A 15,345-nucleotide genomic window follows, 5' to 3' on the forward strand; every position below is an offset into this window, starting at 1 on the left:
GGAAACTTAGGCTTTCAGTTTGTTTTCAAGAATCAGGAGCTGACGAGCGAGAATATCCTCCATATCCCGAAACTGCTCCTTACGATAGATATGAATCAGATTTCGATACATCCTTTTGATGATGGAAAGGGTACTCGCACGAGTGAAATATCTTTCACTAGGGGTAAAGCTGTTCGCTTCCAAAAAACGGATACAAGTGGATTTATCCAGAAGAACCCCTCCGTGAAACGGATCAATAAACGTCTCATAGTCGGGGGAATCAAAATGCAGAAGAAAATGCAGAGGCATATTCACCCCGTAGAGAGGAAGAGAAAGTCTTTGTCCTACAAGAAGATAGATGGAAGACAAGGAAATCGGAATCCCTCTTCGAGTGCGGACGATTCGAGTCACGAAAGAATTATTCGGATCGTCATACTGGTCATTATTCCCCTGAAAGTTCTCTTCCGAGGAAAGAACCCTCGTCAAAAAATGAACTTTGAGTTCTTCAGAAACGTATTCCGGATTGAGGTCGCAGAGTTCCTCCACTCGGAGGGCCAATTGATCGAGATAGATTTTAAATTCGTGATAAGAAGCGTCCGGGTCGCCCACGCTCGAAAGAAGAAAAACCGCTTCTTCCAAATCGGAGTAGTCGTTGATATGTCCTTTACCCGCAAGAAGCATATAACGCGAGTTAATACGTTCAAGATGAACGATCGAAGAGATGGAACGAGCATAAACCCTCAAGGTCGGATCCTTAAACTCATCCACAAAGTCGCTGATTCTATATTGCCAGGGAACCATTTCGGCAATCTCACGCATCACCCGAATCTTATCTTCCGCACCTGCAAATTCTAACTGATAGAATTTTTCTTCTAACTTCTCAGGAGGAAAGGAAAGAGAATCAAAGTAAAAATCGGATGATGGCATAAACTAGATCATTTTCCAAAAAACAAAATGAGTCAATTCAGAATGAAATTTGTTTTTGGAAAAAATGAAATGCGAATGATAAATTACTATGTCTTACGGTCGACTGGAGAAAGTGCTAAAAAAATGAAAAGAGGATTCGAAAAGAATTTAAAAAAAGCAAACGCTCCCCAAATTTTTGGGGAGCCGTAAAACTCAAACGGAAAGCGCCGATAATTCTTCGAGAGCTTTTCTCTCTTCTTCCGGTTTTGGAGGAGTTCCATGCCATCCGGGATTGTTCTCCATAAAAGAAACACCTTTCCCGAGGATTGTATTGAACAAAATGATCGTTGGAGAACCCTTGTGAAGTTTTGCTTTTTCAAATACTTGTATGATCTGCTCGATATTATGACCGTCGGCTTCTAAAACATTCCAGCCGAAGGAAAGAAATTTCTCTCGAAGAGGTTCGAGATTCATCACGTCTTTTGTGAATCCGTCGATTTGGATTCCATTCTTATCCATGAACGCGATTAAGTTGTCCAATTTATAATGGGCGCCGGATTGAGCCGCTTCCCAAGTCATTCCTTCTCCACATTCTCCGTCGGAAATACAAGTGTAGATTTTATGATTTTGTTTTTTCATTCTTGCGCCGAGAGCGAGGCCTACGGAAACGGAAAGCCCCTGCCCGAGGGAACCGGAAGAACTTTCGATTCCTTTCATATAACGTGTGGAAGGATGTCCTTGGAGTTTGCTGTTCAACTTGCGGAAGGTAAGAAGTTCGTCCACCGGAAAGTAACCCGAATGAGCCATCGCCGCGTAACGAATCGCACAGACGTGACCGTTGGAAAGAATCAATCTGTCTCTTTCTTCCCATTCCGGATTGGAGGGTTTGTGATTTAGAATTTTCTTATATAAAACTGCGTAAATATCGGCGAGACCAAGAGGTCCGCCCGGGTGTCCGGAATTTGCGGCGGTCACCATTCGGATCACGCTCTTTCTGAGTTCGTTTGCGAAATTCTTGAGTTCGTTGATTTCGTTCATATTCTTCCTATGTGATTGCAATAGAGATTTCCAACCTCACGAAAGAGGTGCCGAAAGAAGGTCAGTTCGTAGATCGAAACAGAACCAGGCCGGAAAGGAAAATCACGGTGTATAGAGGAAGGAAAATATAGTGTAGTTTTCTGTGAAATTCTTTTTTTCGAGCGATTCCGGACCAAGCCATCAGAAGCATCAAAATCAAAGTCAGCGCGGCAAAAGCTCTGTGGGTGTCGATGATCCAGCGATCGACTGTAGGAACGATTCCCGCATTTTCTAGACCCACACCTAGGTATTTCACGTACAAAAGTCCGAGGGCAGTGGTTAAATTCAGGGAAGTTCCGATCAGATTGAAAATGCGATGAAGAAAATTCTTTCTAAAACGAAAATAATAACCCGTATAAAAGCTAAGGAGAGAAATCGCCATTCCGACATTGATCAGGGTTAAAATCATTTCATTCCATTTTCGGTAGAGTTCCGACTTCCGAAACACTTTTTCAGATTCGTTTCCTTGGAAAGCCGTAAATAATCCGATTTTAAGAGCGATCGACTCCTAGGTTTGGAAATCGATCCCAACAAGAGGGCTTCTCGGTTTTTTTATTTGACCAAGGAAAACTGCCCGAAATACTGGTTTACATAGTAAAATTGCTGCCTTAGCTCAATTGGTAGAGCATCTGATTTGTAATCAGACGGTTGTGGGTTCGATTCCTATAGGCAGCTCATTTCTCTTCGGGTAGGTACTCAAGTGGCCAACGAGGGCAGACTGTAAATCTGCTGACTATGTCTTCGAAGGTTCGAATCCTTCCCTGCCCAAATTTATTTTTCAATTACTCAATAAAAACCTAATATACTAAAACGAATCCGGAGAGATTCGAAGCTTGCGAGCGAGAGTGTTTTGAGCTTCTGTAAGAGGCGAAAAAATACGATACGAATCCTTGGATGGATGTGTGCGCAAAAAAGACGCCGTCGAGCACGATTCGAAACTGCGTTGACCCGAATCCTTCCCTGCAACGCGATCCATAGAGAGCGTTGCACTGAGTTCTCCCACCATTGGTTTCTCATCTATTTCACAAAAATATAATATTCAGAAACGGATCAGGAAGATGGAATCATCCCTTAGGGAGATTCTGCTGAGTCCAATTCGAAATTTTTGAGCGAGAGCGTTTTGAGCTTCCGTAAGAAGCGAAAACATACGACTTGCTTACACGTGATCCTTAGAAAACAACACACTAAATTCAGCCGCGCGCCAGCCAAAACATTTTCTTCCGCTTGAAAGGATGGATCCGATCTAATTTCTCATTCTAAACATTCTCTCAAACAATGAATCGATTCATTTTATAGGATTCAATTTTAGGATCTATTAAGAAAAATTAATACTATAGGAAAGATTTACAATTTTCCTGAATCTTTGAGACAGGAATCAAACAAGCTTGAGGAATCAGTAGGAAAGACAAAAATGAACAAAAAACATCAATCTTCAATTACCCTCAGAAATGTCCACCTGAGCATTGTTCCAATCGATCGAATAAAAACGATACTTTCCGTCATTGGAATATCCTTCTGCAAAAAAACGATTTAGGGCTTTACGATAGACGATGCTCGTTACTTGAAGGGATTCTTCGGAAACCTCATTTCGAAAACCAAGACGTCCGGGAATTGCATTGTACGCGGAATTCGCGAACACAAGACTCCATTCGTCTTGGTCCGTCGTAAAAAGGGCGCTCCCTAAAATTGCCTCCGAGGAAGCCCCTTGAAAAGGAACACAATTCTGAGGCTGTATAAGGTTTTTCTTAAATAACAAAGAACGTCCCTGTTTGCAGAGAAACGCGGGGGTTGCTGACAAAAAGAAAGTCGTTTCTGCCTTTCTAAAATCCCAGAACGGAGTCGGATTTTTATCACCGCTAAAAAGTTTATCATCCAGAAGTTTCGCATAACGGGAAGAATTTTCGGAAGACTCTTCCGGCTCTGCGTCGTCCGTCTTTTGCGAGACACCTTTTCCGAGAAGATATCCGTAAACAGGATCGGGTGCATCCGAATTCAAAATTCTAATGGCCTTCAGAATTTCTTGTCCAGGATGACCGTCGTCGAAGTTTCTAAAACAGATTCTATTTAAGAGTTCCTCGGATTCGTCTCCTGCGGAAAATCCTTTTGCGACTTGAGCACAAGCCTCTTGTTTTCTTCCCGAGACAAGAAGTGTTTTTGCGGTTTCTATTTTTCCACGCTCCTTATTTCCATAGGAACCGCTCATCCAAAAATAACGCGCGGAAGAATCCAACTTTCCTAGGTTTCTCAAAAACTTTCCGTAGAGATACAAAATATCCGATTTACCGTCTTCGCTTAACGATTTTAGCTTACCGCCTGCGTAGATTCTCTTGTAAGCGCTTCCGCGATCGGAATGAAGAGTATAACTGATTCTCAGAGCGAGAGAAGTTTCAGGACTTAAAAGATTTCTCATCTCTCCGAAGGCGTGAATTTTTTCCCAGCCGTCGTAATCTCCCGTTTTAATTTTTACCGCATAACAAGCCTTATAGAGAGGAGCGTTTTCCTTTTTAGAAAGAACCCTGAATAAAAACGGAAGTTCGTGGGTAACCGGAGTCGTCTGTGTTTCGAGAGATTCTTCCGCGACGGTTTCCGAAGAATTTTCTTTTGGAGCCGGTTCTTGCAAAAAAGAATCGGGATCGGGAATCGGCCGACTACAACCTGAAATCACCGAAACCAGCGAGGAAGGACTCACGTTTAATCCGCTCGCGAGTTCGGTCACGATGGAAGGATACTTTCCCTTTTTATCAGTGATCTTCCCGGAACGGCTCATGATCAAGATCGCCGGAACGTATTTGCGATATTTCTCATATAGAAAGAAAAGCCTGGAGGAAGCGGTCTTACGAATATCTGATTTCTGGGAAGTTCTGAGCAATTCCTCATAAAGTGGAATCGAAAAAAGAGGATCTTCTTTTTCCATCGCGTAAGCGTCTTCGTAGGAGACAGATTCCAAACTCAAAACAAAACTTAAGAAAAAGAGAATATAAGCAAAACGTTTAGAATACATTTCTGAGAACTTCCCGCTTCGCGTCGCTTCCGTGATTGAGTGGACAAACTTCGGACGGCACGGTCCCATTCTTAAATAATTCCTTTTTGGCGTGTTTGCAGGATGGCCCCGGAAGTTTTCCGGATTCTTCGCAGACAGTGGCCGTGATCGCGTGTTCGGTTACCGGATATCTTCGTTTTAATTCTTCCGAGTCTTCCGCCGATTCGAAAACTTTCGCAACCGCGCCCCAAAGCGGAGCCGCCACTGTGCCGCCTAACGCAGAAGACCCGAGCCCGAAACTGGGATCATCGTATCCGAGCCAAATCGCCATAGACAATCCCGGTTTGACACCGACGAACCAGTTGTCCCGGTTATCGTTCGTAGTTCCCGTTTTTCCTGCCACTTCTCCTTTATATCCCGTGTTTCTTACTCCGGCCGAGTTGGCGCTTCCATGAAGAAGATCGATCATGATCTCAGAAACTTGAGAGGACAAGACCTTTCTTTCTTCGGGAACTTTTAAACCGAACTCGTCAGTCGCCTTTCTTTCATAGATAATCTTTCCGGAACGATCCGTTATCTTTTGAATCAGATAAGGACGTTTGATCGAACCGTCGTTTGCAAACGCCGAATACGCCGACGCCATTTCAAGAGGTGAAATTTCCAAGGAACCGAGAGCCAGAGAAAGATCTCCTCTGAATCTGGACTGGAGCATTTTAGAATCCGGAAAGAAAAACTTTTGAAAAAATTCCTGGATTCTTGAAATCCCGAGTTTCTCCGCGATCTGAACCGCGGCCGTGTTTTTGGATTTGGCTAAAGCCTGTCTAACGCTGATATCTCCGTCGTATTGATTTCCGATATTCTCCGGCATCCAGTTTCCGGTTTGATTTCGATAGATGAGAGGTGCGTCCAAAATTCGAGAAGAAGCGTTGATAAGGCCGTTTTCTATCGCGGCGGAATAAAGAATGGGCTTGATGGAAGATCCTGTCTGACGTTTCATCCCCGTGGTTCTGTCCAACTGATTATCGGCCTTGAACTCGGATCCTCCGTGCATCAGCAGGATTTCTCCTGTGGAAGGATCAACGGCGACTAACGCGGCTTGAAGACCCGACTCGTTCGCACCAGAAAAAGAATCCGTGTCCATAAAAAGTTCGAGTGCGGGCGAAAGATCCTGAACATACTTTCGAAAGACCGCGGTTTCACTGGAGTTCTTATTATCCGTAAGTTTTGTCTTTCGAACAAGTCCGTTCTTTTGAACGTTGTCCACGTAAGACTTTACGATTTTCTGAAGTTCGGCCTGGACCGGTTCCGCGATCGTAGTGTAGATCGAAAAACCTCCGGTCTCGTAGATATTGGAATCTGGATAGAGAGAATTTAGAAATTTACGAACGTGTTCCGTGACGTATGGAGAATGATCCTTTCGATTTCCAAAGACCGTTTCTCCGGGAGAACGCATGTGAAACGAAAGGTAGAGTTCGTCCAACTTCGTTTTTGGATTCTCCTTTAGAATTTCATCTTCTCGAAAGGAATGAATGATCGCATTGACCCTTTGTCTGGATAAATCCGGATTTTTCAGAGGGGAATATCGATTCGGCGCGGAAGCCAAAGAGGCTAAGACGATCATCTCTTCGGTTGTGAGTTCGTTCGGATTCTTCTTAAAATAAAATTCGGCCGCACTCGCAAACCCGAAGGCCCCGTGTCCGAGATAAACATTGTTTAGATAATATAAGAATATTTGCTTTTTCTCATACGTGTATTCGAGAGCGAAAGCGAGTTGAGCTTCTTTGATCTTTCGAATCAGGCTTTTTTCACGGTCGTCCAAAAGGATTCTCGCGAGCTGCTGTGTGATTGTGGACGCACCCTGTTTAAAACGAAAACTCGTGATGTTGACGAGGATCGCCCTCGCAATGGAAAGATAATTGATTCCGCTATGGGAAAAAAATCTTCGATCCTCCACAAGAAGAACGATCTTCTTGAGATTCTCGGGATACGCGTCCCATTCTAAATTGCTGGTTTTTTTTGCAAAAATCTCCGATACCTTCTTTCCGTCCCGATCATAGATCACGGAAGGCTGGTGATTGTAAAAAAGAGAAATCATCTGTTGGAGTTCGGATTCTCGAGTGATCACGCCCACCCAAAAAACGATCATTCCCAAAAGGAGAAGGGAAATGACGATACCTGCGAAAAGGAGAACGAAATTCGGAAGTCGAAGGCGATGAGAAGACATCTGATCCCGAAGTCTTTCGGCCAGGGTTTTGATCCGAGGCTGACCATTTTCTTCGATCTCTCGACGGACGGAAAAGAACGGTTTTTCTTCGAAGGAAATCTTTTCCCGACGAAGAAGGGGTCGTTCCTCGCCAAAAAGCGGATCGGGATTCGGGCTTTTTCGTAAGTCACGAATCTTTTGCGGGAGTTCCCGCATTTTTTCACGGAACAAAACCCGGATTTGGGTAAAAGCGAGCGAAATTCTTTCTAAGAATCCCGGCCCCGTGGGTTCGGGATCGATTTGTGGAGTGGAAATCGAGGGAGTTCCCGCATTTCGAAGAGGCTCTTCCCTTCGGGAAAGATCCGCCGGCCTCGGAGGATTGACTTTCGGAATAGAAACGATCGATTCTCGAGGAGGCAAAGGTGGAGGAGAAAGTTCCATTCTTACCAGAGCCTTATGACCGCATTGATAGCAAGTCAGCCGGAAGACCGATCCCGTCGGAACTCCTTCCGGCAATCGCGACGCGGTCCCGCATTCAGGGCAAAGAAATCGAGGACTTCTTAGAGTTTGAATCCCTGTCTCCATCATCCCCTTAATTGTCGGAGGATCTTCTAGATCCAGACAAGCACTTAATTCTCTTTTTCTTTCCTTTCCGTAACGACCGTAAAATCGTTTCCGGTAAGGGTTTCCAAAGGAATCGATTCTTCTTCTTTGAGAGGGAACATCGAAACGGTAAGCACCTTAAAACCGAGCTCCCGAAGTCGATATGTAACCCCGAATCCTTCGTCGCTATGAAATCTTCCATTGATATGAACGACTTTTTTTCCGCGGGTCAAAAACGAGTTCGCGATCGTGTCGGCCATTCCTGCGTCCCAGAGATACTGCGCGTCGATAAATTTTCTCTCGAGAGTTTCGTCCGAATGCATGCCCGGATGTTCTTTGAGAGTATTTTTGATCTTATTCTCATACCCTTCTTGGGAGAATTTTCGAATTAGATATTTCGGAGGTAAAAAAACGGAACGGACCGAAAACAAAGTTTCGAGCCCGGAAGAGGAAACTAGATTCACATACTTTCTCGGAACGTTGGATGCGATCACGGGAATTCTATGATCTTTTGCGTATTGTAAGAATGGATGATAGTCTCTGAGATGATTGGGCCAGAGTTTTAAAGAATTAAAAAAGGCCTTTTCTCCGATTTGACCGCTCAAATATTCATCTAAAGTTTTTTGCTGATCCCTCTCCAACATCTCCAGAGAAAGAACAACCTCGTTCAAGGCCGATATTTTTTTGAACCAATCCAAACGAATCTTGTGACCGATCAAGTCGTCGTGTTCTTCTCCAAAAATTAAAATATCATAATTTTGGAATGTATTAAAAATCGTCTCCGAAGCGATGAGCATCTTCGTCAACCCCTTTTGGATGGAAACCGGCTGTGGAATCTCTTCGGTTTTAAGAATATCCTCCGATCGAAGGGAAAAAAAACTCAGAACAAAAAGAATCGAGCCGAAAATTACGAAACGAAATTTGGATTTTGTATTCAATGGAACTTTCTTATCTGAGAAGAGTTTCGATTTTCCGAGAGACATCCGCGCTGTCCGGTTCCACCGCCGAAGGATAACGAGCCTCGATCTTTCCATCCTTGGAAATAAGAATTTTCTCAAAGTTCCACTGTACATCTCCCGGGTTTGGAGAATTTTTCGTGAGATATTGATAAAGAGGATGTTGATCCTTTCCTTTGACGGAAATCTTTGACATCATATCAAAACTAGCGCCTTTTTGAATTCTACAAAAGGTTTCAATTTCTTTGTCCGAACCGGGTTCCTGGCTTCCAAAGTTATTCGCGGGAAAACCTACGACCACAAATCCTTGGTCCTTATATTTTTTATAAACCTTTTCGAGATGGTCATACTGATAAGTGTAGCCGCATTTCGAAGCAACGTTTACGACCATAACGACCTTACCTTTATATTTCGAAAGAGGAACTTCATTCCCTTGGATGTCCTTTACTTTGAAATCGTAGAAACTTTCTTTCGCAAAAGCTCCGGCGACAGGGAAAAGAACTCCGAGAACGAAAAATAGGATCAAAAGTTTCGACTGCATGGATGATACCTTCTTGCAAAAGAGTTTAAATCGAAATGCAGTTTTGCTTCAATCGTTTTTCAAATCTTTCGGTTTCTTTCTTTATTGCGGATGAGAATACAAGGCGCGTCAGTCGATCACCACCGCGATCTTTCCAAAACTTTTTCCCTCTTCCAATTTCCGGTGTGCGTCTCCGATCCGTTTCCAGGAGAAAATTTCCGGATCGAGAATCGGACGCAGAATCCCCGCTTCCGCGAGCCTGGAAATTTCTTTCAGAATAGAACCGTGTTTTTCCCTTCCTTCGTCATACAAAAGAGGAATCAACATAAAGACCACGGCCAAATCCAAACTTTTAGAATGTGCCTTTCCGAGATCAAAGGTTCCGGACGCGTTGATCGTAATCGCCTTTCCTTTTCTTTTTACCATTGAAATCGCGGTTTCAAATCCGCTACCTCCAGCTGTGTCGAAAGCAAGATCGAAGTCCGACGAGCCGAAATGTTTGAGAGCGATCTCTTGAATCTCGGCTTCCGTCCTTCCGCTCACGGCTTCGGCTCCGAGTTTTAAGACGAGTTTCTGTTTGGATTCTCCGGTTGCGGTCGCCAAAACTCTCGCACCCGCCCAGCGTGCGAGTTGAACTGAGATATGTCCGACGCCGCCCGCTCCTCCTGTAATCAAAATTTTATTTCCAGCTTGAAGGTTTCCTTTTTCAAAAAGACCTTCCCACGCAGTGATCGAAACCAGAGGAAGAACCGCGGCTTCTTCGAAACTCAGATTTTTCGGTTTTTGCGCGATCAACCTTTCATCCGCGAGAATGTATTCCGCCAAAGCGCCGCCGGTTCCGATCAATCCCCCCACACAACCGAAAACCTCGTCCCCCTTTTTCCATCGAGAAACGTTATCTGCCACCTCTTCAACTACTCCGGCGGCGTCCCCGTGGAGAACCGCCGGAAAAGCGGGCGCGATCGCCGGACCGAACTTTCGAATTTTGTAATCCACCGGATTTACGCTCGTCGCCTTGACCCTGATCAAAACGTGACCCGGAAGAATTGCGGGCTTTGGAACTTCACCTTCTTCAAAAACCTCGGGGCCGCCGAAACTGCGGATGATCATTGCTTTCATGGGAACATTCTCCAATTAATTTTGAAATGATTCTAACAGAAATTGATTCTTTCCACAATGGCTTGAATTTGAAAGAGATTATTTCTAAATTGGAAAGAATGAATATCGAAAGTATTTTGGACTTAGAGTTATTCGAAGCGGTTTGTGTAGAAGGAAATTTTGCGAAGGCCGCAAGAAAAACCGGATCCTCCCTGCCGACGATCAGCAAAAGAATTTCAAGACTCGAAAGGGCTCTCAAGGTGACTCTCTTTGAAAGGACTACAAGGACGATCCGATTGACGGAAGCGGGAAATCGTTTTCGACTTCGCGCTGAAAGAATTCTGACGGAACTCCGCGCCGCCGAAAAGGAAACCGTTTTTGAGAAGGAACTCAAAGGGAAAATTAGAATTACGGCGCCGGCCCCGTTCGCAACCCGGATTTTGCCTCCCCTCTTCGCGGAGTTTCGAAATCAAAACCCGGAAATTCAATTGGAAGTTGTGTTCGGAAACGAAAAGTTCAATCTGATCGAAGACCGCTTTGACCTGGGAATCCGTATCATGAAGCCGATTCGAGGAGAACGTTGTAGGGTTCTTTTGCCGAACCGAATCATCGCCGTAACTTCTCCGAATTACCTGGAAAAAGTAGGAACTCCCTCCCGCCTTTCCGATTTGGCAAAACATTCTATCCTATTCGTGGACGAACAATCGAACGTAAGAATTCCCGAATTGAAAAAGACAATTTCCGAATTATCAGGAGACAGAGGAATCCGATCGAACAACGGATCCTTTCTCGCAGAGTTCATCGCGAGAGGTGGATCCGGAATTCTCTTTCGGTCTATCTGGGATGTGGAAGAGCAGATCGAATCCGGAAAAATAAAAAGAATTTTTCCGAATCATCATTGGCAGAGCGAAGCTTCCGTCTGCCTTCTATTTCCTTCCGGAGAGAAACCGCCGAAACGAGTTCTCCGATTCGGGGAATTTTTAGAATCCAAAATATTTCCGGGAAAACGGGGCGGTTTTTAAGGAAATATTTTTCTTAAAACGGATTCGGGTAACAAGGAAGCCGCTACAAAAATTCCGAAAACAAAGGCCGCAATCGCAAGACCCAACGCAGGAAAAAATCCCAAGGGTTCGCTTCCTCTTTCGATCAAATAGATCGGCGTATCCAAAACATATCCCATGTCCTTATAAATTTTCTCCGATTCGCTGTCCAAAGAAGTATCGTTAAATCTTCCTTCAATCGCAAACGCAGGAGAGGAAAAATAAGTTCCATTGTCGAGTTCTTCCTGAGTTACCGCGCTGTCTTTTACGATCACTTTGACCTTTTTCGATCCGGCTTTGTCAAGAGTTGCGACCGGATACGTGATGTGCTGGAGACGATCCTTTTTTGTGGAGATCACGTAGTTGTTTGCAGGAACAACCCCGTCCTTGATCTTGATATACCTTGGGATCTGATCCGCAGGCGTAGAAACGAATTCCGCAAACGTAAATTCGGTTTTATTCTTTTTTGCGGAATGAAACTTCATGTCGGGAACCGCGATTCCCAAAATGACGAAGGCGCTCAGGCCGACGCCGCCGATTCTATACAAGATCGAAAATCGATCTAAAAATTGAATTCCCTTCAGTACAAGGTTCATTCTAATCTCCTAATATTCTTTGATGATTTTGCAAAGAATGACTGAAACTTGTAAAAAGGTCGAATTCTTTTTAAACGGAAGTGGACTCTTAGGAAATAAAAAAAGAACCGAGACTTCCGAAAGACCCGGTTCTTATCTTTGTCGAAATGGAAAAAAAGAAAAACTCGGCTCTAAACCGCTATCCCTTCAAAAAAAGTAAGAATATTGGAATCGTCTTTTTCCAAATGATCCTGAGCTTGTTCGATGACGGATTCCAAATAATAAGCGTAGTTCTTATAATTTTTAAGGAAGTTTTTTACTTCTTCCACACGATCGGCCGGAAGCTTATCTTGTACGATCAATTGAAAGAGAGCGAGAATTCCAAACGCGGATTTGAGAGGATCCGAAAGGGAGGCGATTTTTAAAATTTCGTCCGCGTCCACTTCCGCAAAAGAAGGGAGCAAGTCTGTGATCAACTCCAATGCGCCGATCGGGATCTGACGATCCAAGGACTTTACGTAATTGATGATCGCGCGATAAGCCCGGCTATCCCCGACTCTGGAAAGAATTTGCACTACTCCCGAGAGAAACCTTTTGTGATAACCCCAGGAAAGTCTTCCGGAATCGGCGTCCCTCATCACCTGATACAAAAAACTCCATACAAACTTATCGTTTTCGATCGCCTTATCGGCAAGCTCGGAAAGCCATTCGTCAAACGCAGGGTTTTCCATTTCTTTGGAAAGAAATTCTACGAGCTCGGTTGGATTTCTTGTTTCAGGCATGTGGTTCTTTTTGCGCATAGGCTCACGATTATCCACTAGAGAAGATTCCTTTTCCATTCTTTTTCTTTGAAAAATAGACGGATTCGATAAAAAAACTAAAACACAAAATAAGAAAGAATTTCGATTTCAATTCAAGAAATCGTTTCGTTAGGAAAAAGCGAATTCTAATACATTCTTAACATCGCTTTGCGATCTCTAACGTGGAAATAGAACGGGATTCTTGTAATTTTTTCCAAATCCTGCATCCTAATGAGTAAGATGCAATCGAAGACAAAAGCGATTTTACTCATGATTCTCATACTAACCCTGATGAAAGAGCCTTTGTTCCCCAAGGACTTTCAAGGTCGAGTCGTCTACTTTGAGAATTCAATGGAAAAATCAGAAGAACAAAAACAAAAGATGGAGGAATCCATCCATAGAGAAACAAAAACCGCTCCGAAAATTCAGCTTTTCCCCGAACCGAATCACGAAACGAACGCTCGTCCAGAAGAAAACTACGGCAAATCGGAAATTTTAAAAATCGAAGAGGAATGGAATCGATATTCTCCTGTAAATCTAAAACAACTTGCGAGTAAACTCACCACGTTAGGCGCTATCAAACAGAAATTTCGCGATTACAAAGCCGCGATCCGATTCTATGATCAGTCTTTAGCAATTCGAGAACGACTGGGAGAAAAGCAAAGTGAGGAATACGCGCTGACTTTGTATCTAAGATCGATCGCTCAATCCAGAATCGGCAATACATGTCAGTTTCGGATCGACATTCAATCCGTGATCGAAATCTATCGTCAATTAAGGGAAACGGATTCCGCCATCCTTGCCGAAGATACATTAAAAAAATATTCGAGTTTCTGCGAGGAAAAATAAAAACGTTTTGACAACGGAAGAATCGCACTTGAAAGATAAGGATGGCTCTTTTTGTTATGAATCCTCTCTCCACGCAAATTTTTCAGGATATCTATCACGCCTCCCAATCAGGAAGGATGATCACGATGGGAGATCTGGAAATCAACACGGCCAAATCTGCCTATCAACTCAGACCTCACCTGGAGGATCTAAAAGAATCCAGCCTTGTTGTCGAACACCCTGAAGGTTTTGAAATCGCGCCTTCCGGAAATCATTATTACCAAAGCCGCTGGGGCTGAAATTTTTCCAGAGCTCGTTTCAAAAGAATTCAGTTTTCATAATTTACATTTTTATAAATTGCTCATAAAATCCTGTTTTGAGTTCTCATTCTGATCAAAAGAAAGAATGAGAATCTATACTTTCAAAAAACGAACCCCGTTTTAGCGCGGGCATTTCCAATCTTAGAAATTCAAAGTTTCCTAACGCGAGGGTTTTATAAGAATTTACCCCGAAACCTTCCATGAAATCGTTTTTAACACGCAGATAGGCACGGAACCAAAAACGCGGGGGAGTTCCCACAAATTTCCTCCGTAAATGGACGATAAACCTTGTTAAATTCGGATTGGAGTTCCTACATTTTAGGTTTTCGGACAAACTTTCAGTAAAACCGTTTTTTCCGAAGTTGAGTCGGTTTACTTCCCGGCAAAAGCTTTGATCAAAAGTGGAAAGAATCTATTTTTCATTTTTTGCTCTTGATTTTCATGCAATCTTTCTTGATGGACGAAAACTTCAAGTCTCGCTTTTTTTCTCTTCCGGCTTACTTCGATTCAAAAGAAACACCGCGAGCACAGCAAAAAATCCTCCGATCGTCGTGGTAAAACTCGGAACCTCCCCCAAAAAAATCCAACTCCCCAACAGAGCTGTGACCGGCACCAAAAAGATAAAGGAACTCGCGACTCTCGAGCCCAACTTGGAAGAAGCAAAAAAATAAACCGTGGTTCCAAACGTAGTCGAAATTACCGCAAGATACAAAATATGAATCCAAAAACCGAAACCTGCGTTAAGCGCGTTCGAGATACCGTAAGGGATCGCAAGAAAAAAATCCAAAATCGTTCCGATCGTAAAAACGTAAAAGCTATAAACGAGCGGAGAAATGTTTTGCCCTGTGCTGTGACTGTTCATGCTCAAAAAGGCCCAGCTAAAAGCACAAAGAAGAAAGAAAATATTTCCGGATTGAAACAAGGAGTTCCAGTCCAAATTCCAAATCCGAAGCAGAATACAACCTCCCAACAATCCGAAAATGAGACCGATCGCTTCTCTTCCACCGGGTAATTTTTTCTGAAACGAATGAACGAGCACGTATGTAAAAATCGGATTCATCGTAGTAACCAGAACTCCACCTGCTCCTGCGAGCCCGTTGTTCAAACCCAAAAAAAAGAACTGGTTATAGACCGTATAAAGAATTCCTCCGATTACGACTTGAAAAAAGGTTCTATAACTCGGTAATCGAAATGATTCCTTTCTCCAAAAGACAACGGGTAAAAGGGAAACGGCTGTGGCCAAAAATCTCCAAAAGATGATTACGTTCGGGTGCTGATCGCCAACGATCAACTTGGCGGAAGGCCAAGCAAAACCCCATGAGATCATAGAGATCACTAATAAGAAGTAAAATTTTGTGTTAGTCTTGGATTGCATAAAGGAGCGGCCCCTTTTACCAATTTCAGAAATCGAAAATCAGATACAATCCTTACTTAGGAATCCGTCCTTTTCTCAAAAACGA

General features: G+C 43.5%; 15 protein-coding genes and 2 tRNA genes. 5 read left to right on the forward strand and 12 right to left on the reverse strand.

Going from position 1 to position 15,345, the window contains the following annotated elements:
- Window positions 1–6: 6 nt before the first annotated feature.
- The 3 genes from JWG45_RS11570 to JWG45_RS11580 all read right to left on the reverse strand — a co-directional run bounded on the left by JWG45_RS11570 (window position 7) and on the right by JWG45_RS11580 (window position 2,371).
- A complete protein-coding gene (locus JWG45_RS11570; protein ID WP_205279862.1) occupies window positions 7–906 on the reverse strand; it encodes a transglutaminase-like domain-containing protein in 900 nt (299 codons plus the stop codon).
- Between the two features lie 192 nt (window positions 907–1,098).
- Window positions 1,099–1,923: a transketolase gene (locus JWG45_RS11575; RefSeq protein WP_205279863.1), complete on the reverse strand. Its 825-nt coding sequence runs from the start codon at window positions 1,921–1,923 to the stop codon at window positions 1,099–1,101.
- Window positions 1,924–1,984: 61 nt separating this feature from the next.
- Entirely contained in the window at window positions 1,985–2,371 is a 387-nt protein-coding gene (locus JWG45_RS11580) for a hypothetical protein (protein WP_205279864.1), read from the reverse strand.
- Window positions 2,372–2,564: 193 nt separating this feature from the next.
- Here JWG45_RS11580 and JWG45_RS11585 point away from each other — a divergent pair.
- Window positions 2,565–2,637: transfer RNA gene (locus tag JWG45_RS11585), tRNA-Thr, on the forward strand.
- Window positions 2,638–2,648: 11 nt separating this feature from the next.
- Window positions 2,649–2,730: transfer RNA gene (locus tag JWG45_RS11590), tRNA-Tyr, on the forward strand.
- A 664-nt stretch (window positions 2,731–3,394) separates the two neighbouring features.
- Here the strand turns inward: JWG45_RS11590 and JWG45_RS11595 are convergent.
- The 5 genes from JWG45_RS11595 to JWG45_RS11615 all read right to left on the reverse strand — a co-directional run bounded on the left by JWG45_RS11595 (window position 3,395) and on the right by JWG45_RS11615 (window position 10,343).
- Window positions 3,395–4,963: a hypothetical protein gene (locus tag JWG45_RS11595; protein WP_205279865.1), complete on the reverse strand. Its 1,569-nt coding sequence runs from the start codon at window positions 4,961–4,963 to the stop codon at window positions 3,395–3,397.
- Window positions 4,953–7,733 carry a transglycosylase domain-containing protein gene (locus JWG45_RS11600; protein ID WP_205279866.1) on the reverse strand — a complete coding sequence of 927 codons (2,781 nt, stop codon included), beginning with the start codon at window positions 7,731–7,733 and terminating at the stop codon, window positions 4,953–4,955. Before JWG45_RS11600 ends, JWG45_RS11595 begins: the two co-directional genes overlap by 11 nt.
- Window positions 7,734–7,774: 41 nt before the next feature.
- Window positions 7,775–8,632, reverse strand: a complete 858-nt coding sequence (locus JWG45_RS11605) for a ChaN family lipoprotein (RefSeq protein WP_332476496.1) — start codon at window positions 8,630–8,632, stop codon at window positions 7,775–7,777.
- A gap of 64 nt (window positions 8,633–8,696) precedes the next feature.
- Complete coding sequence (locus JWG45_RS11610) at window positions 8,697–9,245, reverse strand: glutathione peroxidase (protein ID WP_205279868.1); 549 nt, start codon at window positions 9,243–9,245, stop codon at window positions 8,697–8,699.
- A gap of 108 nt (window positions 9,246–9,353) precedes the next feature.
- On the reverse strand, window positions 9,354–10,343 hold the full coding sequence (locus JWG45_RS11615; protein ID WP_205279869.1) for a zinc-dependent alcohol dehydrogenase family protein: 990 nt from the start codon (window positions 10,341–10,343) through the stop codon (window positions 9,354–9,356).
- A 98-nt stretch (window positions 10,344–10,441) separates the two neighbouring features.
- Here JWG45_RS11615 and JWG45_RS11620 point away from each other — a divergent pair, with 98 nt between their 5' ends.
- Complete coding sequence (locus JWG45_RS11620; protein ID WP_205279870.1) at window positions 10,442–11,344, forward strand: LysR family transcriptional regulator; 903 nt, start codon at window positions 10,442–10,444, stop codon at window positions 11,342–11,344.
- On the opposite strand, the gene JWG45_RS11625 is transcribed toward JWG45_RS11620, so the two are convergent.
- Both JWG45_RS11625 and JWG45_RS11630 read right to left on the reverse strand, forming a co-directional pair.
- The gene (locus JWG45_RS11625; protein WP_205279871.1) at window positions 11,341–11,958 is read right to left on the reverse strand and encodes a hypothetical protein; all 618 of its coding nucleotides are present in this window, start codon (window positions 11,956–11,958) and stop codon (window positions 11,341–11,343) included. The genes JWG45_RS11620 and JWG45_RS11625 overlap by 4 nt on opposite strands.
- 170 nt (window positions 11,959–12,128) lie before the next feature.
- Window positions 12,129–12,737, reverse strand: coding sequence for a hypothetical protein (locus tag JWG45_RS11630; RefSeq protein ID WP_205279872.1), 609 nt, complete (start codon window positions 12,735–12,737; stop codon window positions 12,129–12,131).
- Between the two features lie 240 nt (window positions 12,738–12,977).
- On the opposite strand from JWG45_RS11630, the gene JWG45_RS11635 reads away from it, so the two are divergent.
- Together JWG45_RS11635 and JWG45_RS11640 are read left to right on the forward strand one after the other, a co-directional pair.
- A complete protein-coding gene (locus JWG45_RS11635) occupies window positions 12,978–13,586 on the forward strand; it encodes a tetratricopeptide repeat protein (protein WP_205279873.1) in 609 nt (202 codons plus the stop codon).
- A gap of 56 nt (window positions 13,587–13,642) precedes the next feature.
- Window positions 13,643–13,864: a hypothetical protein gene (locus JWG45_RS11640; RefSeq protein ID WP_069609078.1), complete on the forward strand. Its 222-nt coding sequence runs from the start codon at window positions 13,643–13,645 to the stop codon at window positions 13,862–13,864.
- Window positions 13,865–13,958: 94 nt separating this feature from the next.
- Here JWG45_RS11640 and JWG45_RS11645 read toward each other — a convergent pair whose 3' ends face one another.
- Both JWG45_RS11645 and JWG45_RS11650 read right to left on the reverse strand, forming a co-directional pair.
- On the reverse strand, window positions 13,959–14,144 hold the full coding sequence (locus JWG45_RS11645; protein WP_205279874.1) for a hypothetical protein: 186 nt from the start codon (window positions 14,142–14,144) through the stop codon (window positions 13,959–13,961).
- Window positions 14,145–14,354: 210 nt separating this feature from the next.
- Complete coding sequence (locus JWG45_RS11650; RefSeq protein ID WP_205279875.1) at window positions 14,355–15,260, reverse strand: DMT family transporter; 906 nt, start codon at window positions 15,258–15,260, stop codon at window positions 14,355–14,357.
- Window positions 15,261–15,345: the final 85 nt, after the last annotated feature.

It is taken from the genome of Leptospira ainlahdjerensis, from assembly GCF_016919175.1.
Classification (GTDB): domain Bacteria; phylum Spirochaetota; class Leptospiria; order Leptospirales; family Leptospiraceae; genus Leptospira; species Leptospira ainlahdjerensis.